Annotated in this window: 16 protein-coding genes; all 16 read right to left on the bottom strand. The window is 66.9% G+C overall.

The window, feature by feature from the left end; all coding sequences use genetic code 11:
• Positions 1 to 6 precede the first annotated feature (6 nt).
• A complete protein-coding gene (locus ACUJB0_RS11755; protein WP_444845382.1) occupies positions 7 to 1,431 on the bottom strand; it encodes a cation:dicarboxylate symporter family transporter in 1,425 nt (474 codons plus the stop codon).
• A gap of 8 nt (positions 1,432 to 1,439) precedes the next feature.
• The gene (locus ACUJB0_RS11750) at positions 1,440 to 2,726 is read right to left on the bottom strand and encodes a dicarboxylate/amino acid:cation symporter (protein WP_444845381.1); all 1,287 of its coding nucleotides are present in this window, start codon (positions 2,724 to 2,726) and stop codon (positions 1,440 to 1,442) included.
• Between the two features lie 9 nt (positions 2,727 to 2,735).
• Positions 2,736 to 3,665, bottom strand: a complete 930-nt coding sequence (locus ACUJB0_RS11745) for a substrate-binding periplasmic protein (protein ID WP_444845380.1) — start codon at positions 3,663 to 3,665, stop codon at positions 2,736 to 2,738.
• Between the two features lie 8 nt (positions 3,666 to 3,673).
• Entirely contained in the window at positions 3,674 to 3,928 is a 255-nt protein-coding gene (locus ACUJB0_RS11740) for a hypothetical protein (protein ID WP_444845379.1), read from the bottom strand.
• A gap of 21 nt (positions 3,929 to 3,949) precedes the next feature.
• A complete protein-coding gene (locus ACUJB0_RS11735) occupies positions 3,950 to 4,336 on the bottom strand; it encodes a DUF4280 domain-containing protein (protein ID WP_444845378.1) in 387 nt (128 codons plus the stop codon).
• The gene (locus tag ACUJB0_RS11730) at positions 4,336 to 5,052 is read right to left on the bottom strand and encodes a toxin-antitoxin system YwqK family antitoxin (protein ID WP_444845377.1); all 717 of its coding nucleotides are present in this window, start codon (positions 5,050 to 5,052) and stop codon (positions 4,336 to 4,338) included. The genes ACUJB0_RS11735 and ACUJB0_RS11730 overlap by 1 nt, the downstream gene beginning before the upstream one ends.
• 1 nt (position 5,053) lies before the next feature.
• Complete coding sequence (locus tag ACUJB0_RS11725) at positions 5,054 to 7,045, bottom strand: type VI secretion system Vgr family protein (protein WP_444845376.1); 1,992 nt, start codon at positions 7,043 to 7,045, stop codon at positions 5,054 to 5,056.
• Positions 7,042 to 9,750, bottom strand: coding sequence for a type VI secretion system ATPase TssH (gene tssH / locus ACUJB0_RS11720; protein WP_444845375.1), 2,709 nt, complete (start codon positions 9,748 to 9,750; stop codon positions 7,042 to 7,044). Before tssH ends, ACUJB0_RS11725 begins: the two co-directional genes overlap by 4 nt.
• Positions 9,751 to 9,755: 5 nt before the next feature.
• Positions 9,756 to 10,802 carry a type VI secretion system baseplate subunit TssG gene (tssG, locus tag ACUJB0_RS11715; RefSeq protein WP_444845374.1) on the bottom strand — a complete coding sequence of 349 codons (1,047 nt, stop codon included), beginning with the start codon at positions 10,800 to 10,802 and terminating at the stop codon, positions 9,756 to 9,758.
• Positions 10,790 to 12,541 carry a type VI secretion system baseplate subunit TssF gene (gene tssF / locus ACUJB0_RS11710; RefSeq protein WP_444845373.1) on the bottom strand — a complete coding sequence of 584 codons (1,752 nt, stop codon included), beginning with the start codon at positions 12,539 to 12,541 and terminating at the stop codon, positions 10,790 to 10,792. The genes tssG and tssF overlap by 13 nt, the downstream gene beginning before the upstream one ends.
• Positions 12,538 to 12,966, bottom strand: a complete 429-nt coding sequence (gene tssE / locus ACUJB0_RS11705) for a type VI secretion system baseplate subunit TssE (protein ID WP_444845372.1) — start codon at positions 12,964 to 12,966, stop codon at positions 12,538 to 12,540. The genes tssF and tssE overlap by 4 nt, the downstream gene beginning before the upstream one ends.
• Positions 12,967 to 13,072: 106 nt before the next feature.
• Positions 13,073 to 13,558, bottom strand: a complete 486-nt coding sequence (locus ACUJB0_RS11700; protein WP_117013237.1) for an Hcp family type VI secretion system effector — start codon at positions 13,556 to 13,558, stop codon at positions 13,073 to 13,075.
• 73 nt (positions 13,559 to 13,631) lie between these two features.
• A complete protein-coding gene (tssC, locus tag ACUJB0_RS11695) occupies positions 13,632 to 15,125 on the bottom strand; it encodes a type VI secretion system contractile sheath large subunit (RefSeq protein WP_444845371.1) in 1,494 nt (497 codons plus the stop codon).
• A gap of 51 nt (positions 15,126 to 15,176) precedes the next feature.
• Entirely contained in the window at positions 15,177 to 15,710 is a 534-nt protein-coding gene (tssB, locus tag ACUJB0_RS11690; protein WP_161090565.1) for a type VI secretion system contractile sheath small subunit, read from the bottom strand.
• 252 nt (positions 15,711 to 15,962) lie between these two features.
• Positions 15,963 to 20,039 carry a hypothetical protein gene (locus ACUJB0_RS11685; RefSeq protein WP_444845370.1) on the bottom strand — a complete coding sequence of 1,359 codons (4,077 nt, stop codon included), beginning with the start codon at positions 20,037 to 20,039 and terminating at the stop codon, positions 15,963 to 15,965.
• Positions 20,040 to 20,669 carry a hypothetical protein gene (locus tag ACUJB0_RS11680; RefSeq protein ID WP_444845369.1) on the bottom strand — a complete coding sequence of 210 codons (630 nt, stop codon included), beginning with the start codon at positions 20,667 to 20,669 and terminating at the stop codon, positions 20,040 to 20,042. It lies immediately after the preceding gene.
• Positions 20,670 to 20,685: the final 16 nt, after the last annotated feature.

Below are 20,685 nucleotides of genomic sequence, written 5' to 3'. Positions count from 1 at the left end.
CAGTCTTCAAAAGGCCCTGCGCAGGCCATAGCCCACGCCGGCGCAAAACACTGTGAACAGAGCAATCAACAACAGGAACAACACGGACAGCGCTTGCTTGCGGGTGAAGACGAGCTTGAGCGTGGACGGCTGCCACACTTCGGAAACTTGCTCATTATTAATATACAGACCATCCGCAACCAAGGCAATCAACGCTGACGATATAAGAAAGGAAAGTAAATTCCGTGGTCCTTCGCACAACACTTCCACCAGCATGAACACCGGCAGCACCGCCTCCAGAGGCAGGCTCATCGAGGCCATCACGAAGCTGCCGAGTATCACCGACTTGCCGCCGGCGATGCCCACCGACCACAGCGCGGCGGTCCACGACAGCGCGCAGATCCAGGCGATGTCGGCGGCGACCAGCGGATGGTGGTACAGGTTGGCGACGAAGATCGCCAGCACCGCGAAGAACATCGCCTCGCCGGCCTTGAGGAACACCGGCGCGATCGGCGAGACCAGCTCCACCAGCCCGCGGCTGAAGCCCAGCCGCACGCTCATGCCCTGGATGAAGCCCGGCACCGCCGCCACCGCCACCGGCGAGAACAGGCAGACGGTGATCGGCTCGCGCAGCGCCAGCATCACCAGCCATGGCGACTTGTTCAGCTTCCAGCACAGGACGGCGATGGCGGCCGCGCACACCGCCAGCGCGGCCACGAAGAAGGCCGCCAGGAAGCTGCCCAGCAACATGATGGCTTCGACCCCGGCCGTGGCGGTGGCGGCCGCCGCCAGCACGAAGGCGGCGGCCGGCAGCAAGGTGTTGAAGCGGTTCACCAGCGATTCGAGCGCGCGGTACATGCCCTCGAAAATGCCGCTGAGCTGGGCCGAGCGCAGCGGATCCTGCACCGCCACGGCGGCGCCGAAGCACAGCACGCCGATCAGCACCGACGGCAGCGAGCCATACGCCAGCACGCCGAACAGGTTGTCCGGCACCAGCGCGCCGATGTCCCACTGTTCCGCCGCGCCGTCGCCGCTGTCGCGCAGGGCCATGGTGAACTGCGCGTCCGAGCGCAGCGCCAGCTTGCCCAGCGCCGCCGTCTGCGCCGCCGTCATGCCGGAACCGGCGCCGCCCAGGCCCGCCACCAGCACGCCCACCACCGCGCACAGCAGCATCGCCAGCAGCGACATGGCCGCCAGCCGCGCCAGCCGCACGCCGGAACCCGGTTCCGACGGCAGGCGCTGCAGGCCGAAGTAGACCGCCAGGATCACGAACGGCAGCGCCGCCATCTGGATCAGCGACAGGTACAGCGCCGACACCGCCGCCAGCAGCGCCGCGCTGCCGGGGAACAGCGTGCCGGTCCAGCCGCCCAGCAGCATCGCGCCCAGCAGCGTGGCCGGGTGGTGGAAAATATCCCTGAGCTGGAACATGGCGGGTTTGACGAGTGTCTGCATGGTGGGCGCTAGAGCTTGACGGGTTCGGCGCAGATGCTGGCCACGGCGGCGCAGCTGCAGATCACGGTGACGGCGGTGCGCGCCATGGCGCAGATCGGATCGACCGCCATCAACAGGATGAAGGCGGCCTCGAACGGCAGCGACAGGTAGTTGCAGATGGTGCCCACCAGCGACACCGTCACCACGCCCGCCATGCCGGCCGAGGCGAACCCGGACAGCACCGACACCAGCACCAGCACGCCCAGGTCCAGCGCCGACATCGGGCGTCCGTACAGCGCGGCGATGAACAAGGTGCTGCAGACGAAATACGCGACCGCGCCGACCCGCAGCAGCGAGATACTCAGCGGCACCAGCAGCTCGACCCGCGCCCGCGCGAACTGCAGCTGCTCGACCAGGCCGCTGACCATGGCCGGCATGCAGGTGGCGCTGTTGTTGGTGGCCACGCCCAGCGCGAACGGCTCGCGCATGGCGGCCATCACGGCGCCGTACGGCACGCCGGCGCGGCGGCTGATCAGCGCCATCGCCATGCCCATCAGCAGGCCGGACACCAGCAGGAACAGGATCACGAAGCCGGCCATCGCCGCGATCGGCTGCAGGCCGGTCTGCGCCACCTGGCTGGCCGCCATGCACACCAGCACGAACGGCACCGGCAGGTTGACCCAGCGCGTCAGCGTCTGGCAGGCGTGGTAGACGGTCTCGAGCGCCTGGTGCAGGCCGCCCGAGATGCGGCTCGGCACCTGGCCGGCGGCAAAGCCGAACAGCAGCGCAAACACCAGCGCCTTGAGCGTTTCGCCGTTGGCCAGCGAGGCGAAGATGTTCTGCGGGATCAGCGACTGCAACACGTCCTTGAGCTCGGTCCGGTGCGGCGGCGTGGGCTCCTCGCGCAGCGCCATTTCGGTGTTGCTGCTCTCGCCGTCGGCGCTGATGATCTTGCCCAGCGCCGCGCGCGTCTCGGCCGGCAAGTTGCCGCCCGGCCGCACCAGCAGCGAGGACAGCGTCGCCGTCACCGCCACCACCATCGAGAAGGTGATGAACACCACCACCACCCGCTTGAAGATGCGCGCCGCGCCGCCGTCGCGGTACAGGTTCTGCAGGCTGAAGATGACGGCCGAGATCATGAACGGCAGCACGATCATCTTCAGCAGGTCGACATACACCACGCCCACCACGCCCAGGTAGCGCGACAGCGACGGCGTCGCCCAGCCCAGCAGCCCGCCGGCCAGCACGCAGCCGACCACGGTCCACGGGTTCAGGGCCCATTGCTGGAAGCGTTGCATGCTGATGGGAGCGTCCACGTGGTTTCCTTATTTGAAGGTCCTGAGCACGCTCTTGGCCGTGGGCTGCACGGGCCGTTGCGCGATCAATTCGTTGACGAAGGACAGCAGGGTCAGGTCGCGGATGCCGACGATCACGCTGAGCGGCGCCTCCAGGTCGCTGAAGGTGACGGTGCGCAGGGTCAGCGCCAGGCCGGGCTCCTCACGCAGCAGCTGCACCACCTCCATCTCGTCGCGGTAGGCCGCCGTCACCTCGCCCTTCTTGGTCGCCTCGATCAGCTCGGGCCAGCCGGGATACTTGACCAGCTTGGCCTTGGGGAAATTGCGGCGGCCGAACTCCTCCCACGACGAGCCTGCCATCACGCCCAGGGTGCCGGTGTAGTCGCGCACCACCTGCGGCAAGGTACGGTCGCCGGCCAGCTGGGCGAAGCGCATGCGGTTGATCAGCATCGCGTGGCCCAGCTTGATGTAGGAGATGGAGAAATGCACCATCTGCGCCCGCTTGAGCGTACGGCCAAGCCGGCTGACGGCGACGTCGGCCTTACCCACCGCCACCGCCTCGACCACGCTGTCGAAGGTCTTGTAGCTGCGGTCGAAACGTACCGATACGCCGAGTTCGGAGGCGATCGACTTCGCCAGGTCAATATCGGTGCCGACCAGGTCGCCGTTCTTGACGGAGAAAAACGGCGGGTTGTCGATGCTGAGCATGGCGACCAGCAGCTCGCCATGGTTGACGATGCGAGCGATGTCCGGCGCCAGCATGCGGCCGTCGGCGACCTTGACCAGCGGCGAGCGGTCCGGCTCGGGTGCGGCTGCAACGGCGCCTGCAGCGGCGGGATGCGCCTTCTGCGCGCCCTGCGCCCACACGGCGCCGCACAGGCCCAGCGCGGCCAGCCCCAGCGCCTGCGCGCACAGGCGGCGCATGGCGCGGTTCGTGGCGCGGCTCGCTGGGCCGTTCATTGGCGCGTTCATTGCGCGGCCTTCTGCGCGGCCTGCACGCGTTCGGTCACGGGCGCGGCGGCTGCGGCCGCCTCGGCGCCGATCTTGCCCGTCGCCTGCTGGCGGGTGCGCGTGGCCGCGTTGTCGATGGCCTCCGGCGCGGGACGCTCGGTCATGCTGACACCGACCTGGTAGCCCAGCGCGAACAACAGCACCAGCATCGCCACGCCGGAGAAGATGGCCAGCGCGATAAGGCGGGGAGTGAGGCTGAATCGATATTCCATGATGGCGGTCGCGGTAAGGGTTCAGGGAATGGAAACGGTGGTCTGGCCGGGCGCGTTAATTTCAATCACCCCGCCCCACATGCACATCAGCTTTGACGAATTGTTCAGCGCCGGCATACCTCCGATCATCACGGTCGGCGAGCCAGGCGCCCATGGCGCGACCGTGGCCGGGATGCACGGCATCGGCGTCAGCACGCCCAGCGCGGCCGCTGTGGCCGCCGCCACCATCGGGTTGCTCAACGACTGGCACATGCCGAATGGCAGGATGTTGACCATCGGCTTGTTGTCCATGATGTTGGCGTCGGGGACGGCGGTCAGCACGGCGCTGGCCGGCAACACCATCAGCGTGCCCGGCGCCACGCCGAAGCTACATTTGAGCATCGCGCCCATGCAGGTCTGTTGTCCCATCAGCTTCCCCTCACCAGCTTTTGCAGCCGGTCCAGTATGGCGGGCGCGGCGGCGGCGTTGTCGGTGCGCTTGCCCTTGCTGTCGAAGCGCGCGGGCGAGCCGACCGGCTTGCCGTCGCGGTAGTTCACTTCTTCCATCAGCTCACCGTCCGGCCAGTAGCGGCGCATCGGGCCGTGCAGCAGGTTGGCGCGGTAGGCGCAGGTCTGCACCACGTTGCCCTGGGCGTCGAAATCGGTGGACTCGCCGTCCATCAGGCCCGCTTTGTAGTGCGACTTGCGCACCCGCAGGCCCTCGTGGAAAAACTCGGCGGGGCCGTGGATCTGGCCATCCACCAGGTTGAGGCGGGCGGTCAGGTGGCCAGCCTCGTCGTAGGACAGCGACTGGCCGGCCGCCACCCCGCCCACCATCGTCTGGCGCGCGACGCAGCGGCCGTTGACGTAGGTTTCCATCAGGCCGTGCGCCACGCCGTGCTGGAACTCGGATTGCTGCACCAGCTTGCCGTCCGGCGCGAACACGGCCATCGGGCCATGCATCTTGCCGGCTTCGAAGTGCGTCTTCATCAAAGTGCGGCCCTGCTCGCTGAACTGTTCGAACGGGCCGTGCAGCACGCCGTCGCGCATCCAGGCGCGTTGCAGCAACTGGCCGCTGTCGCTGTGCTCTTCCACGAGCAGCGGCGCGGCGGGCGGATTTTGCGGCAGTTGGGTCTCGGTCGTCATGTCAGTTCACCTTGGTCATGGCGCCCTTGAGGGTCAGCATCGCGCCGGCCTCCACGGTCTGGGTTGCGTCGGCCTTGCTGTTGATGACGGGGGCCTTGTTATCCATCTGCACGGCGGCCTGGTTCGCCATCTTGGTGCCGGCCTTGTTGGTGAAGTCGGTGCCGGACTCGTTGGTCAACGCCGTCCCCGCCTTGGCGGTCAGCGCCGTGCCGGCCGTGATGCCGTAGGTGGTGCCGGATTCCTCCGTCACCGCCGCGCTGGACTTAATGCTGATGTCCCCCGTCACCGTGATGGTCAGCTTGCCGTCGATGGTCAGCGCGTAGTCGCCCGTCACCTTGTGGGTGAACTTGGCGCTGTTGGTGTGGGTTTCATCACCCGTCACCGTCACCTCGCGCGTGCCCTTGACGTTGTGGACCTCCTTGCCCTTCTGCACATCGACGGTGCGGTCGCCTTCCTGCAGCGTGTGGATCTCCGCGCCCTTCTTCACCGTGGTGGTCAGCGCGTTCTCGATCTCGGTCAGCATGTCCTTCTGCGCGTGCATGTACAGCTGCTCGGAATCCTTCTTGTCCTCGAAGCGCAGCTCGTTTCCTGCCGCGCCCTGCTTGGACGACCAGGTGCGCATGATGGTCTGCGTCTGGTTGGCGGGCAGCTCGGCCGGCGTGGCGTTCTCGCCGTTGTAGACGCAGCCCGTCACCAGCGGCCGCTCCGGATCGCCGTTCAGGTAGGTCACCACCACCTCCTGCCCCACGCGCGGCAGGAACAGCGAGCCGAAGCCCTTGCCCGCCACCGACTGCGCCACCCGCATCCAGGTCGAGCTCTTGTCGTCCTTGGCGCCGTCGCGGTCCCACGGGAATTGCACCTTGATGCGGCCGTACTTGTCGGTCCAGATTTCCTCGCCGCTGGGGCCGACGACCAGCGCGGTCTCGCAGCCCACCGCGCGCGGACGCGCCGTCTGCATCGGCGGGCGGAACGGCACAGTGACCGGGAACGCCTCGAAGGAATTGGTGTACATGTCGTCGCGCGCCGTATGGTGCACGCGGCGCAGCACAAAGGCGGCATTGAGCGCGCTGACGAAATGCTCGGACAAGGTGAACTTGGTTCCGGCGCTGAACGGATAGCAGAAGCTGTCGCCGCGCAGCACCTCGGCGTTGACCTGGCTGGCCTCCACCCGCAACTGGGCGATGGCGGTGGCCGCCGCTGCCGCCAGGTGGCCGGTCGCGAACTCGTACACCGCCCCGCTGCCGCCGCTGGCCGAGTGCGTGCCCTCCAGCGAGGTGCTGGGATTGATGAAGTCGTAATCGTTGACGGTGGCCTTCTTCACCGCGATGGTGTTCTCATGCGCGAAGCGCGACACCGTGTCGATGGCGTTGTGCATGCCGGTGCGCGGGAAGAAGCGCACCGCCGCCGCGCCGGCGCAGTCGGCGAAGTTGGACGAGGCGTCGCCCAGCACCATCGTGTGTCCGCTGCTGCTGAAGCTGAAGAAGTAGAAGATGCCGGCCTGCTCCATCAGCCGGCTGATGAAGTCGAACGCGGTTTCGTCGTACTGCACGATGTAGTCGACCGGGTCGTAGGTCTGGGTCAGCTTGTCGTCGAAAGTGATGCTGAACGCGCCCAGCACGGCCTTGATGATGTCCGCCACCGACTTGGCCTGGTATATCTTGCGGTCGCGCGACAGGGTCAGCAGCCACAGCATGGGCACCACCTCGGCCTCGTAGGTGGCGAAGTCCTGGTCGAAGCCGCTCTGGATGAAGCGCGACACCATGCCACTGATGTAGCGCTTGGTGCCGCCGGCCACGTCCAGCGTCACGGTCATGGTCTTGCCGACCACGGTGGCCGCGCTCAGGCTGGTGCTGCCGGAGCGCATGTGCAGGTTGAACTTGAACAGTTCCGATATGCCCTCGCTGCCCTCGACCGCGTCGAGCAGCAGGTCGTTGTCGCCGAATGGCGACGATACGCTCAGCAGGCCGCCGGGTTGTTCGAAGCCGGTTCTCATGGATGGCCCCGCAGCGGATGATCGCGGAAGGTGTAGGCGAACTGCTCGTCGTCGCCCACGCTCATGTGGATGGCGGTGAAGGGCTTGAGCATCGACATGCGCTCCAACACCAGCGACGACAGCAGCGGCAGCACCGTCTGCGTCAGGATGAAATCGATGTTGCGGGCGCCGCTGTCGACCTCGGTGCAGCGGGCGGTGATCACCTCGGTCACGCGGTCGTCCCAGGTGAAGCGGGCGTTGTGGTTGCTGGCGAAGCGCGCGGCCAGCTTGGCCAGCTTGAGGTCGACGATGTTGCTGATCTGCTCGTCGCCCAGCGGGTAGTACGGCACCAGCACCAGCCGCCCAAGGAAGGCCGGGCTGAACTGGCGCAGCAGCGCCGGCCGCAGTTGCTCGGTCAGCTCGGTCGGATCGGGGCGCTTGCCGTTGGAGCAGGCTTGCGTGATCACGTCCTGCGCCGCGTTCGAGGTCAGCAGGATCAGGGTGTTCTTGAAGTCGATGGTGATGCCTTCGCCGTCCTCCATCGTGCCCTTGTCGAACACCTGGAAGAACAGCTCCAGCACGTCCGGGTGGGCCTTTTCCATTTCGTCCAGCAGCACCACGCAGTAGGGCCGGCGGCGCACGGCCTCGGTCAGCACGCCGCCCTTGCCGTAGCCGACGTAGCCGGGCGGCGCGCCTTTCAGGCTGGAGATCGAATGCGCCTCCTGGAACTCCGACATATTGATCGTGACCATGTTGCGCTCGCCGCCGTACAGCATGTCGGCCAGCGCGAAGGCGGTCTCGGTCTTGCCGACGCCGCTCGGCCCCACCAGCATGAACACGCCAACCGGCTTGCTTGGATCGTCCAGCTCGGCGCGGAAGGTGCGCACGCGGCGGGCGATGGCGTCCAGCGCCTGATCCTGGCCGACCACGCGGTCTTCCAGCCGCTCCTTGAGTTGCAGCACGGTGTGGATCTCGTCGGCCAGCATCTTGCCGACCGGGATGCCGGTCCAGCCGGAGATGACGCCGGCGACGATCTTCGAATCGACGCACACCGGCACCAGCGGTTCGTCGTCCTGGATCGCTTCCAGGCCTTTTTGCAGGCGCTGCAGCTGGTCGCCACGCGAGATGCGTTCCTCGTCGTCCAGCGCCACGTGGGTGTCGGCTGTGGCGGCGATCTCGCGCCGCAGCACCAGGATTTCCTCGACGGCGCGGCGTTCCTCGGCCAGCTTTTCCGTCAGGCGCGTCTGGCGGGCTTGCAGCAGCGCCTGTTGCGTTTCCATCTTGGCGATGGCGGCGCCCTGGTCCTCGCCGCGCGCGTGGCGCTGGCGGGCGATGCGCAGCTCTTCGCTGTTGAGGACGATGTCGTGCTCCAGCGCCTCCATCTGCGGCGGCGCGCCGGCCTGGCCGATGGCGACGCGGGCGCAGGCCGTGTCCAGCACGCTGATGGCCTTGTCCGGCAGCTGGCGGCCCGAGATGTAGCGGTGCGACAGGCGCACGGCGTCGGTCACGGCTTCGTCCAGGATTTCGACGCCGTGATGTTTTTCCAGCGTGGTGACCATGCCGCGCAACATGCCGATGGCGGCGTCGGTGGTCGGCTCCTCCACTTTGACGACCTGGAAGCGGCGCGCCAGCGCGGGATCGCGTTCGACGTATTTCTTGTACTCGGCCCAGGTGGTGGCGGCGATGGTGCGCAGTTCGCCGCGCGCCAGGGCGGGCTTGAGCAGGTTGGCGGCATCGCCCTGCCCTTCGCTGCCGCCGGCGCCAATCAGCTGGTGCGCTTCGTCGATGAACAGGACGATGGGCGTGGCGGAGGCGCGCACTTCGGCGATCACGGATTTGAGGCGGTTTTCGAATTCGCCCTTGATGCCGGCGCCCGCTTGCAGCAGCGCCAGGTCCAGCGTGCGCACCACCACGTTGGCCAGCGACGACGGCACCGCGCCCGAGGCGATGCGCTGCGCGAAGCCTTCCACCACGGCGGTCTTGCCGACGCCCGCTTCGCCGGTGAGGATGGGGTTGTTCTGGCGGCGGCGCAGCAGGATGTCGATGATCTGGCGGATCTCCGCGTCGCGGCCACGGATCGGATCGATGCGGCCGGCGCGTGCCAATGCCGTCATGTCCACCGTGTACTGGTCCAGCGCCGGCGTGGCGCCACCCGTGCCTTGCTGCGTGGGCATCATGCCGGGCATGGCGCCGCCGTTCGCGCCCACTCCGGTGCCGGGCACGCCGCCGCCCGCCAACGGCCCGCCGCCGTCCTCCGACGAACCGGCCAGCAGCGCCGGCAGCTCCTGCTTCAACTGCTCGCGCGGAATCTTCAGCAGCTCCGGCGCGCTTTCGATCAGCATGCCGCGCAGGCTGTCCACCTCCAGCATCGCCAGCAGCACGGTGCAGGAACGCACCTGCTGGCTGCCCAGCAGCATGGAGCTCAGCATCCACGCCTCCTGGAACAACGCGATGAAGTGCGGCGACAGCGCCGGCGTGCGGCCGTTGCCGCGCTTGAATCCGTCCATCGTGCGCTGCAGCTGCGCCATCACCGCGCTCTCGACGATGCCATAGCGTTGCAGCGCCAGCACGAAGTCCGGCGCCCGCTCCTCCAGCAGCGTGAACAGCAAATGCTCCAGCTCCACGTTGTACTGCGTCTGCTTCACGCACAGCTCGGCCGCATGCCCCATCGCCCGCTTGCATTCGGGATTGAGCTTGGACAGCAAGGTGCGGATATCGATTTCCATGACGGTCAGCCCTCTTCCGTCGACAGCAGGAAATTCGCCGGCTGGTAGTGCGTGACCGACGCGCCCGCGCTGCACAGCCATGTGCTCAGGCCCAGGCGCGGCGGCAGCTCGGCGGCGGTGCCCGCGTTTGACGACTGTCCGGCGCCTGAACTCAGGCGCGTTTCCGGCTGCACCGCCAGGTCCAGCCGCAAGCGCACCTGGAAATCGCTTTGCAGATGGCGCGCCACCAGCCAGCCCAACAGCGAGTTGTTCTTCGCGCCCGGCAGCAAGGCGGCGTACTGCGCAGGCTTCAGCGGCGGCGCGTCCAGCGCCAGGCCAGCGCCCTGGTCCCACGCGCGCGCGCCGAGGCAGGCGCCCATGCCCAGCCGCGACGTCATCGGCACCGGCTTGCCGGGATCGTACAGCCGCGCGCGGTCGCACTGCGCCAGCGCGTGCCAGCCGCCGACAAATTGCTTGCCGCTGAAATGCACGCCCATGCGCTCGCGCACCACCGCCAGCAGCGACGCCATCGAACGCGGCGCGGCGCCCTGCAGGCCGGCATGGCGCAGCCAGGCTTGCTGGCCGTCCGGTCCGCGCACGCCCTCGGCGCGGCCCAGGCTGGCCATCGCGTCCAGGCTGCGCACGATGGGCGCCTGGTTGATGCTCTCCGTGCTCAGGGCCAGGTGGTGCTTGCGGCGGCTGCGGTACAGGAAGCCCAGCAGGCGCTGGTTGAAGATGTCCAGGAACTCCAGCCCGGCCATGTCGCGCGCGCGGCGGCGTTCCATCAGCAGCTCGGTGAATGGCATCGGCAGCGGGCCCTGGGCGCCGGCCAAGGTCAGGACCGGCGACTTCAACGTCAACGGCGGGCCGGGCTGCTTGCTGTCGTGCAGGCCGCTGACGTCGCTGGGCGCGAACGCCAGGTCCACCTGCGCCGCCAGCCGCAAGGCCTCGTCCATGCCGACCGAGGTGCCGACCCGCGCTCGCGCGGGATCGCCGCGCTCCAGGATGCTGATCGCCTGGAACAGATCGAAGGCATGCGGGTCGTCCCGCAATAGCGACATCAGATCAGACATTGGCGTCCACTCATGGCAGGCCACTGCATCCACGGTTCGCCGCCGCGCGTGACGGCCAGGCGGACGAAGGAATTGGCGGAGGTGTACAAAGCGAAGAACCGCGACAGCACGCCGGCCAGCACCAGCGGCGACGTGCCGACGAAGGCGTCGGCGTCGAACTCCAGCACGATGTCGGTGCCACGGCAGTGGCCGCGCCAGGTGTCGGCGCCCAGCCGCGCGGTCGCCACCGACGCCGCCATGCTTTTCACGCCGCGCACCTGGGCCTGGTCGCGAGCGCTGTCGCCGGCGAACAACATCAGCATCTGCTGCAATGTGTGGACACCGGTGGTGCCGTCCACCAGCGAGCGGTGGTTCAGGCGCAGCAGCGCGACCAGCGACCACAAGGCCTTGGCCTCCATCACCGGCGGGCGTTGCGCGCTGGGCGGGTACAGCGCGCGGATGTCGGTCGAGGTGGAGATGCCCTCGCCGTAGAAACGCGTGCCGGGCGCGATCTGCTCGGCCAGGCCTCGGTTGGTGCACAGCAGCTGCGCGTAAACGACCGGCTCGTCCGGCACGCTGTGGACGTCGCTGCGGTCGACAAAGCTCAGGTAGACGTCGGTGCCGGTGATGCCTTTGCGCAGGCTCATCTCGCGCCGCAGCGACCAGAACACCTTGGCGTCCTCGACGTCGGCCGCCGATTCGGCGAACACGCTGGGGATGATGCTGGGCCGGTCGGCGCGCGGATCGGAGGCCGTGACCCGCACCACCGAGTGCACTTCCATCACCGCCTCGCGCTGGTAGTCCGGCACCAGCATGTATTCGTAGTGGCGGCGGTGCAGGCGGATCGGCTCGCTTGTGACGGGAAACAGGTTCACGGCCGGCACGCAGCCGAGCAAGAAGTTGTCTGCGCTCAGCTGCGACAGCACGCGCGCGCTGCGGTTGAACACGAAGCGCACCGAGAAGCCCTCGCCCGTGCCCAGCAGGCCACGCAGGCCGCTCAGGTCGAAGAACTGGAACTTGCGCGGGAAGGCGAAGTATTCCTGCAGCAGCGCGTAGGCCGGATGCGCGTGCGCCGGTTGCGCCAGGATGGCCTCGTTCTCGTCGAAGCCGACCTCGCTCAGGCTGTTGGGGCCGAGGCGGTGCAGTTGGCCGCCGCCGGCCAGCAGTTCGATGCGCTCCAGGCCGCTGATCAGCAGCTCGTGCAGCGGCATGGTCGTCATCAGGTCGCCGGACAGGTGCAGGCGCAGGTGGTCCAGCTCCAGCTCGGACACGTCGAGGCCCGCATCGCAGCGCAGGTCGAGGCGCAAGGTTCGCGTGTCCTCCATCTTGATGGCCGCCACTTGCAGCGGCCACAGCGTGGTGTTCCACGCCACCTGGAAGCGGCAGTTCTCACCGCTGGCGGCGGTGGTCGACAGCATGGCGCCGCGCACCACCGGCATGCCGGCCATGACCTTGCCCTGCGAGGAGTCCAGCGTCATCCGCACCACCGTCATGGCCGGCACCGGCTGCGTCAGGCTCGGGCACAGGTTGTCCAGCATGGCGCCGGCGATGGTGGGGAAATCGCGGTCGAGGTCGCGGTGCACGCGGGCCGTCAGGAAGGCCACCGATTCGATCAGCCGTTCGGTGTGCGGATCGGCCGATTCGCCGCCGCTCAGCACCAGCCGTTGCGCCACCTTGGGATAGCGCGCGGCGAAGTCGGCCGACTGGGTGCGCAGGTAGGACAGCTCGCGCCGGTAGTATTCCAGGATATCGTCGCTCACGTCGCGGCCGCCTGCATCGCGGCGGAGCGGGCGTCCAGCGCGACGTCGAAATTGACCCGGCACATCTGCTGCCCCAGCAGCACCACGGCGGCGATGGCGGCGCGCGCGGCGACCGGCTTGGCCGGGTCGGCGCTGACCTCCACCTTGACGTGCGACAAGCGCGGCTCGTACAGCGCCAGGCCGCGCTCCAGCACCTGCGACCAGGTGAGCAAGTCCTGGTCCGACTGCGGCGACAGGCTCAGCATGTCGGGCAGGCCGTAGTCGAGCACGGTGGGATCGCCGTCCAGGTACTCGCGGATGGTCAGCGCGTTGCGCACGTTGAAGAGCCGCATCAGGTCCAGTTGCAGCGAGTGCTGCAAGCCGCCGCCATCGAGCAGCCTGCCGTCCGGCGAGGCGTGCGCCACGCCGCTTAATCGGTCGAACATCGGAACAAGCGACGCCGTGAGGGCTTTAGACATAGTTTTCTGCACGAGCAGCGCTCATGATGGGATGGCTGGCGGCGCGCCCGTGGGCGGCCGCCGCCATGCCGCATCAATCCGCTTTCATCGTCTCCAGGTTCCAGTTCCAGGTGCCGGTGCCTTTCGAGGTCGAGTCGGCCTGCTGCTGGGTGTAGTCGCACTTGATCTTGGTGAAGTTGATCGAGAACGAATCCGATGGCACGCCGCCACCGCCCGAGGTGCTGATGTTCGAGATCATGGCGTTGGTCATCTCGTACGTGAAGAAGTTCATGTACTTGCCGTTTTCCACGCGCCCCACATGCAGCTTGGCGGCGCCGATCTTGGTGCCCTGGGTACAGGCCTTGTACATCTCCGTGGTCGAAAGGTCGGACATCTTCGAGAACGAGATCTCCGAAAACACCGGACGGCCGGAAGTGCGCTCGGTGTTCGACGCGTCCATTTGCAGCGGCATCGAGGCGCTGTGCGAGTACGACAACACGATGATCTTGTCGGCATAGCCGGTGACCATGCAGTTGCCTTTGATGGTGGTGCCCAAATCCAGAATTAGTACGTCAGACATTGCTGGCTCCAGTTTTTATGGGCCCACCCGGCGGCTGCGCCGGATGGGCGGGACATCGATGTGTACAGCGGGATCAACCAACGGCGGCCGGCAGTTCGGCCACCAGGCGGATCGACGTGGTCAGCTCCTCCATCTGGAAGTGCGGCTTGAGGAAGACGGTGGCCGAATAGGCGCCGGGCTTGCCGGGCTTCTCGGTCACGTCGACCCGGCCCTCGGCCAGCGGGAAGCGGGCCTTCTCGCCCTGCGTCGCGTTCGGGCTCAGCAGCACATAGCCGCTCAGCCAGTTGTTCAGGTAGTTCTCCACGCTTTGCCGGGTCTGGAAGCTGCCGACCTTGTCGCGCATGATGACCTTGATGTAGTGCGCGAAGCGCGAGGCCGCCAGCACGTATGGCAGGCGCGACGACAGCGCCGCGTTGGCGTTGGCCGCGTCCATGTTGTAGACCTTGGGCTTGTTGAGGGTCTGCCCGCCGAAGAAGGCGGCGAAGTCCGACCCCTTGGAGTTGACCACGGCGATGAAGCCAAGGTCGTTGAGCTCCTTCTCGCGGCGGTCGGTGATGGTGACCTCGGTCGGGCACTTGAGCACGACGTCGCCCTCGTCGGTCTTGAAGGTGTGCGCGGTCATGCCCTCGATCTTGCCGCCGCCTTCGACGCCGCGGATCGCGGTGGTCCAGCTGTGCTTGGCGTAGGCGTCGGTGATGCGCAGGCCCAGCTGGTAGGCCGAGTTGGCCCACAGGTATTTGCTGTGGTCGCGGCCGTCGACGTCTTCCTCGAAGTTGAAGCTTTCCACCGGTTTGGTCTTGGCGCCGTACGGCAGGCGCGCGGAATAGCGCGGCAGCACCATGGCGATGTAGCGCGAGTCTTCCGATTCGCGGAAGCCGCGCCACGAGGCCAGCTCGGCGCTTTCGAAGATCTTCGACATGTCGCGCGGCACGCCCAGGTCGGTGAACTCGGTCATGTCGAACAGCGACGGCGCGGCGGCCGTGATGAACGGCGCGTGCGCGGCGGCGGCCACCTTGGACAGGCGCTGCAGCAGTGCGACGTCCTGCGGGTGGCGGCCGAAGTAGTAGTCGCCGATCAGCACCGAATACGGGGCGCCGCCGAAGGTGCCGTACTCTTCCTCGTAGACTTTCTTGAACAGCACGCTCATGTCGTGGTCGACGGCGCTCTCCAGGTCCTTGAGCAGCTCCTTCTTCGACACGTTCAGCAGGCGCAGCTTGAGGGTCGGGCCGGTCTCGGTGCCGTACACCATGTCGTGCAGGCCGCGCCAGGAGCCTTCCAGTTTCTGGAACTCCTCGTGGTGCATGATGGCGTTGAGCTGGTCGCTGAGGATGCGGTCGATCTCGGCCACGCGTTCGTTGATCATTGCGACCACGCCCTTGTCGGGTGCGGTCTTCATGCCTTCGTCCAGCACCTGCGTGGCGAACTGGCCCAGCAGTTTTTTGGCGTAGGCGTTTTGCGACGGTTCGACCGCCATCTTGCCTTCCTGGACGATGCGGTCCAGCAAACTCAGTTCGCCGGCCGATTCCGTCGACTTGGCGCCGCCCTTGGCGGATTGACTAGTAGCCATGATTTAGCTCTCTCTGTGGTCGATGAGGGGAAGCACGCGCGCGGCGTGCTATCAGGATGGGGTCGCTTCCGCGTCCGCCGCCGGCGCAGCGTCGGCGGCCGGTTCCTGGTCCTTGAGGGTCTTCAGCTCTTCCGAGTTCTGGATGATGTTTTCCAGCAGCGCGTCGAGCTCATCGTTGCCATCGAGTTTGCCCAGCAGGTCGCGCAGTTGCTGGCGCACTTCCAGCAGCTTGGCCAGGCGCGGCACTTGCGCGACGATGGATTCGGGATGGAAGTGGTCGAACTCGGTGAAGTTCAGTTCCACCTTGAGATTGCCTTCGCCCTTGAGCGTGTCCGGCACGGAGATGTCGAGACGGGGGGCGATCTTGCCCATGACTTCGTTGAAGTTGTCGCGGTCGATTTCAATCAGGCGTCGGGCCTTGAGCTTGGGCGGCGCGACCAGCGGCTGGCCGGACAGGTCGGCCAGCAAACCGACCACCAGGGGCAGCTCTTTTTTTTCAGTGGCGTCACCGATCTCGACGTCGTACGTGATTTGCACACGAGGGGGACGGTTGCGTCCTACCCATTTTTGTAAGCTATCTGACATTCACTTCCTCACTTATATGGTGACTAGCGGCCGACGATACATAAATCAAAAACAGGCGGACTGAGCACGAAGCTACTCTCATGACACCACCACTCGCTGCGCCGCAACGTAATTGATAGGTACAAAGATTTCCGATACTCAATTGATATTAAATGTAAATTCTTTGGCGAACAAGCTTTTTAAAAATTTATCCTGTTATATTTTTGCGACGACTTTGAGGAACATCAAGATGACAAATTCGTGACCGCGTTTTTAGCTGGTGGGAGGCGTGGTTGCGGGTGGCGGGATTGCATCCTTGAAGTTTTGTAGTGCTGAGAGCGGCTCACTCATGGGTGGTTTTTCAGCGACTTGTTTGGCGGCGTTGAGTTTGTCGGAGAGCGTTTGGGCGGGGTCGGTGATGGCTTTGCCTGCGAGCGGATCGAGCTCCTTCATTGCGGGCTTGATCGGTGGAGCGCTTGCGCTGCCTGGAGTGACTGGCATCTTGTCAGTTGCGGCGTCCGCTGCGGCCGGGGATTGCGGATGCGGCGCTGGTGTTGCTGGCAAAGGCGGTTTGACAGGATCGATCGCTGGTGCCGATGCCGCAGTGGCCGGCGCGGTGGTCTTGGCGACATCCGCAAGAGGCGCGGCGCCTTTTGGTACGGTGGTTTTGATGGCATCGGCAACTGGCGTGCCGCCTGCCGACGCTGCGGCTTTCGCGGCATCCGCAATGGGCGCTTTGGCTGCAAACGTAGCGGCTTTCGCAGCGTCCGCAACGAGCGCCTCGCCAGCCGGCGCGGCACCTTTCGCGGCGTCCGCTGCAGGTGCTTCGGCTTTCGGTGCGGCTGCCTTTACGACATCCTCAACAGGTACTTCGCCTGTCGGCGCTGCGGCTTTCGCGGCGTCCGCTGCGGTTGCTTCGGCTGTCGGTACGGCGGCTTTCGCAGCGTCCGCCGTGGGCGCTTCGGCTGTCGGCGCGGTGGCTTTGGGCGTGCCCGTACCCGCCGCTCCAGTTGCCGATGTTTCGGCTTTGGGGGCGGTTGGTGTTGCCTCGGTGGCCACCGGCGTCTCGGCTATCGGTGCGTCGGCGTCGGCGGATGGCCTGGTTGCTGGCTTGCTGTCTGCGGCTTGCTGTGCATCTGTAGCGGACGCACTGGCGTTTGGCGTGGCGGCGACGTCCTTATCGGCGGCTGGCGCTTCTGCCGCACCGCCTTGAGCCGCGCCTTTCTGGCTTGCCGCTTCTTTGTCCGCCGCTCCGTCGGCGACTCCTCCCGATGCCGAGGCTTGATCCTCTGCGGCGGCCGACGAGGCCGCGCCTGCCGGTGCGCCGTCTGCAACAGCGGCCGCCTCGGCACTGGCAGACGCTGCGACAGGGGCGCTAGTGGCGTTAGCGGAAGTGGCATCAGCGGCCGTTCCTTCAGCAGTGGCAGTGGCAGCGGCCGCAGCGCTGGCTGGCGCGCCAGCGGCTGCGGCGGCTGCGGCGGTTGCAGCGGTTGCAGCGGTTGCAGCGGTTGCAGCGGCATCGGCAGCTGCGGCGTCGGCATTGGCTGATGTGCCGCCGTGCTTGACCACTTCCGCATCGACGATCGCCTCCGCCTTGATGGCCTCGCTGCGCGCCGCGTTGACTTGCGCCTGCACCGACTGCACCTGCGCCGCAGACTTGTTGATGCCCGCCTGCGCCTCGTCCTTCATCGCCGTCGTGCGCGACGCCGCGTCGTCCGCCGCCGCGCCCACATCCTTCTCGCTGGCGGCCACTTGTGCAGCCAGCGCCTGCTCCGATTCCTTGGCCGCGTTGGCCGCCTGCTCCGCCTTGTCCGCCTCCGATTTCACATCGGCCAGCACAGCTTCAGGATCGGGCGCATACGGCTCCATCGCCGTCTCCGACTCCTTCTTCGCATCATCCAGCGAACCCGACATCTCGGCCAAGGCCCCATCCGACTCCGCCGCCACGCTCTGCGCATCCTGCTTCATGCCATCGAACGACGCCTGCACCTGATCCGCCACCGGACTGTCGACCATCGACTCGCCCGCGCTCTGCGCGCCGGATGCGGTGTTGTCGGCAGCGGTCTGCACCTGGCTCGCGCCTTGCCGCGCCTCGTCCGCTGCCTGCCGCGCGCGGTCCTGCAAATCATTGGCAGCCTGCTGCGCATCGCCCTTCCAGCTGCCGACCGCACCGGCCACATCGGCGGCGCTGTGCACCTGCGATTGAACCTGGTTGAACGTCCCCGCCACATCATCGTAGAACTGCGCATATGGCGCGATCTGCTCACCCACCGCGCGCACGTTCAAACCGGAGATCGCCTGCGATGCCTGGTCCACATACGACAAGGCCTGGTCCGCCGCCTGCCGCACCTGCTGCCGCGCCGAGCCGCTCACCGAGTCCACCTTCCCGCGCGCGGTGGCCAGCGTGCCGGTCAGCTTCTGCAGCGGCTGCGTAGCCTGCTGCTTCACCGACGACAACGCGGCGCTCAGCTTGCCCAGCCCATCCTGCGCCATCGCCGCAGCCTTGCCGACTTCCGCCTTCCCCTGCTCCAGCACGTTCTGCAACGGCGCGCCAGCCGCCTGTATCTGCGCCTCCAGCGGCTTGAAGGTGCGGTCCAGCAGATCCGACAGTTCCTGCTGCAAACGCTTCACCAGCGGCTCGCATTGCAGCTTGTCCACGCACTGCTCGGCGGCGGCGCGCACCTTGTCCAGCACTTGCTGCACCGCCTCGCCGGCCTTGTCCAGCTGTTCCTGCATCGGCGGCGGGATTTTTTCGGCGGCGTCGGAGACCTGCTTCAACGCCGCCTGCATCTTTTCCAGCAAACCGATCAACGCATCAATCGCTTGCTGCACCTTGGCGATGGCCTGGTCCAGCAAGGGATTGAGGGAATCGACCAGTGTGATGGCCTGGTCCATCAAGCCACTGGCCTGGTCGCCGGCCGCCTTCACGGCCGTGCGCGCGCTGGCGATCGCCGTCTTCACGCCGGGGATCATGGCCTTGATGCCGACGAACAGCGTGCGCGCCATCATCAGCGGCGGCGCTTTCATCATGTAGCGGGTGCAGATTTCTATCGCGCCGGTGCACAGGCCGTCGGCCTGATCGAGCTCGCTGGCGGCCGCGTCGAGCGTGCTGTTCGCTTCGGAGACGAACACCGGAATGTTGTCCTTCACCTGCTGCAGCATGGCGATGGCGTCCGCGATCATGGTGCGCACCGGGACGAAGTTCTCCGGCAACTGGCGTAGCACGGTCTTGGCGTTTTCCGCTTCGCCGTCCAGCTCGGCCATCAGTTGCAGCACCTTCGCCACCTCGGCGCCGATCGCGTCCAGCACTTCCTGCAAGGCTTGCTTGATGGCCTCCACACGCTGCTCCAGCGCGTCCAGCGGCTCCATCGCCTTCTTCACCAGGCCGTCGATCGTGGCGGCCGCCGCGGCCAGTTGGTCGATGACGCTGTCGACCTGCGCGCGCGCCGCCGCCAAGGGCTTGATCAGGATGTCGCTCAGGTGGCTCAACTGCGACGACGCCTGGTCGAACAGCGCATCGCAGTTGGCCGCCTCGTCGCCCAGGGCGCTGTTGAGGTTATCCACCAGATCGATCTGCGCCTGCAACGGCGCCAGCAGCGCATTGCCTTTCTCGTTGAGCAGGCTGGACACGCCGTCTATCATTTGCGTGGCTTGCGCGGTGGCGTCCTGCATCGCCGTATCGAGATCGGTGACGTTGCCGTCCAGCGTGTCACGCAGCGCCTGCACTTGCGCCAGGCTGCCGGCTTGCAAGGTCTCGGCGCGCGCCAGTACGGCTTGCACCGCGTCGTTGCCGGCGCCGCTCTGCATCGTGCCCAGCTGCTTCAGCTGCTTGGACAGCGGCAGAAGGTCTTGCCCGTACTGCTCGACCATCGCGCCGGTGCGCCTGGCCAGGTCGGCCAGCGCCTGGCCACGGCCCGGCAGGCTGTTGAAAAAGCTCATCTGCGCGCCGAAGTCCGGCACCAGTCCCGACAGCTCCGGCAGCAGCGTAGTCATCGCCTCGACCGCCTGGTTGGCCGAGTCGACCACCGTCTGCACGCCGGCCGCCTGCGCCAGCAGGCGCTGCGGAATCGCGGCGGCGTCGTTGGCCAGTTGGCGCAGGTCGCTGGCCGCCTGCTCCAGCACACCGGTGCAGCAGTCGATGATGGGCTGCGGATTGAGCAGGTCCGGGATGGCCTTCATCTGCTCGGCCACCTTCTGCAGGTCCTGGTTCAGCGAGGCGGCGGTGGCGGTGACTTCCGTGGCGAAAGTCTTGCCCTGCTCGACGATGGTGTCGGCCGCCTTCTGCACCGCCTTGCCGATGTTGACCGGGCACTGCGGCAGCACTTCGATGGAGTGGTCGATGACCTTCATCTACAGCGTGCCCAGCGTGGAGGTGGTGCGCGAGGTGGCATCGGTGAGCGCGGTCTTGATCGCCGCCACCTTGGACGGCGCCGGCTCCAGCGACAGCGAGGCCGAGCCCACGGTCGCGATGGTGGCGTCGACCTGCGCCAGCGCCTGGTTCAGTTCCGGCAGCACTTCGGCGCCTTCGATGCGGATGTCCTCCAGCACCGGCAGCAGGTTGGGCACGACCGGGATCGCCGGCGCCTCGCTCAGGGCCGGCAGTGATGACGGCGCGGCGGCGGCGCTGGCCGGCGCCACCAGGCGGCCCGGCCGGGCCTGCCGGCTCAGCTCTTCCAGCACGATGACGGCGCCGCTCATCAGGCGCCCGGCCAGCGCGTGCAGCCAGGCGTCCGCGCCCGGCTGGGCGGTCGCCAGCGAGGGGCCCGAGCGTTGCAATATCCATTTGAGTTCGGCGCGCGCGGCCGGTTCGCCCAGCCAGTAGCGCAGGTAGGTGTGGGCGTCGTCGGACGACGAAAAGCGCCGCCGCGCACCCGGCATCCGGCCTCCGCCTTGCAGCACATCCCGCCCGGCCTGGCCGCCAGATTCGTAGAAGGTGACGCGGCTGGAATGGCGCCATAGGCTGGCCAGTGGATGCAGCATGGATGTCTCGGAAGGA

This window comes from Duganella caerulea (assembly GCF_040362985.1).
GTDB lineage: Bacteria > Pseudomonadota > Gammaproteobacteria > Burkholderiales > Burkholderiaceae_D > Rugamonas > Rugamonas vulcania.
The sequence above is the reverse complement of the archived record's forward strand: the minus strand, read 5'-3'. Positions and strand labels throughout refer to the sequence as shown.

What these genes read in the sequence shown, in the direction of transcription:
- tssB (WP_161090565.1), bottom strand. Translation starts at nt 15,710, where the DNA reads ATGTCAGATAGCTTACAAAAATGGGTAGGACGCAACCGTCCCCCTCGT.
- ACUJB0_RS11685 (WP_444845370.1), bottom strand. Translation starts at nt 20,039, where the DNA reads ATGAAGGTCATCGACCACTCCATCGAAGTGCTGCCGCAGTGCCCGGTC.
- tssH (WP_444845375.1), bottom strand. Translation starts at nt 9,750, where the DNA reads ATGGAAATCGATATCCGCACCTTGCTGTCCAAGCTCAATCCCGAATGC.
- ACUJB0_RS11740 (WP_444845379.1), bottom strand. Translation starts at nt 3,928, where the DNA reads ATGGAATATCGATTCAGCCTCACTCCCCGCCTTATCGCGCTGGCCATC.
- tssE (WP_444845372.1), bottom strand. Translation starts at nt 12,966, where the DNA reads ATGTTCGACCGATTAAGCGGCGTGGCGCACGCCTCGCCGGACGGCAGG.
- tssG (WP_444845374.1), bottom strand. Translation starts at nt 10,802, where the DNA reads ATGTCTGATCTGATGTCGCTATTGCGGGACGACCCGCATGCCTTCGAT.
- ACUJB0_RS11745 (WP_444845380.1), bottom strand. Translation starts at nt 3,665, where the DNA reads ATGAACGGCCCAGCGAGCCGCGCCACGAACCGCGCCATGCGCCGCCTG.
- ACUJB0_RS11755 (WP_444845382.1), bottom strand. Translation starts at nt 1,431, where the DNA reads ATGCAGACACTCGTCAAACCCGCCATGTTCCAGCTCAGGGATATTTTC.
- tssC (WP_444845371.1), bottom strand. Translation starts at nt 15,125, where the DNA reads ATGGCTACTAGTCAATCCGCCAAGGGCGGCGCCAAGTCGACGGAATCG.
- ACUJB0_RS11735 (WP_444845378.1), bottom strand. Translation starts at nt 4,336, where the DNA reads ATGGGACAACAGACCTGCATGGGCGCGATGCTCAAATGTAGCTTCGGC.
- ACUJB0_RS11680 (WP_444845369.1), bottom strand. Translation starts at nt 20,669, where the DNA reads ATGCTGCATCCACTGGCCAGCCTATGGCGCCATTCCAGCCGCGTCACC.
- ACUJB0_RS11730 (WP_444845377.1), bottom strand. Translation starts at nt 5,052, where the DNA reads ATGACGACCGAGACCCAACTGCCGCAAAATCCGCCCGCCGCGCCGCTG.
- ACUJB0_RS11725 (WP_444845376.1), bottom strand. Translation starts at nt 7,045, where the DNA reads ATGAGAACCGGCTTCGAACAACCCGGCGGCCTGCTGAGCGTATCGTCG.
- ACUJB0_RS11700 (WP_117013237.1), bottom strand. Translation starts at nt 13,558, where the DNA reads ATGTCTGACGTACTAATTCTGGATTTGGGCACCACCATCAAAGGCAAC.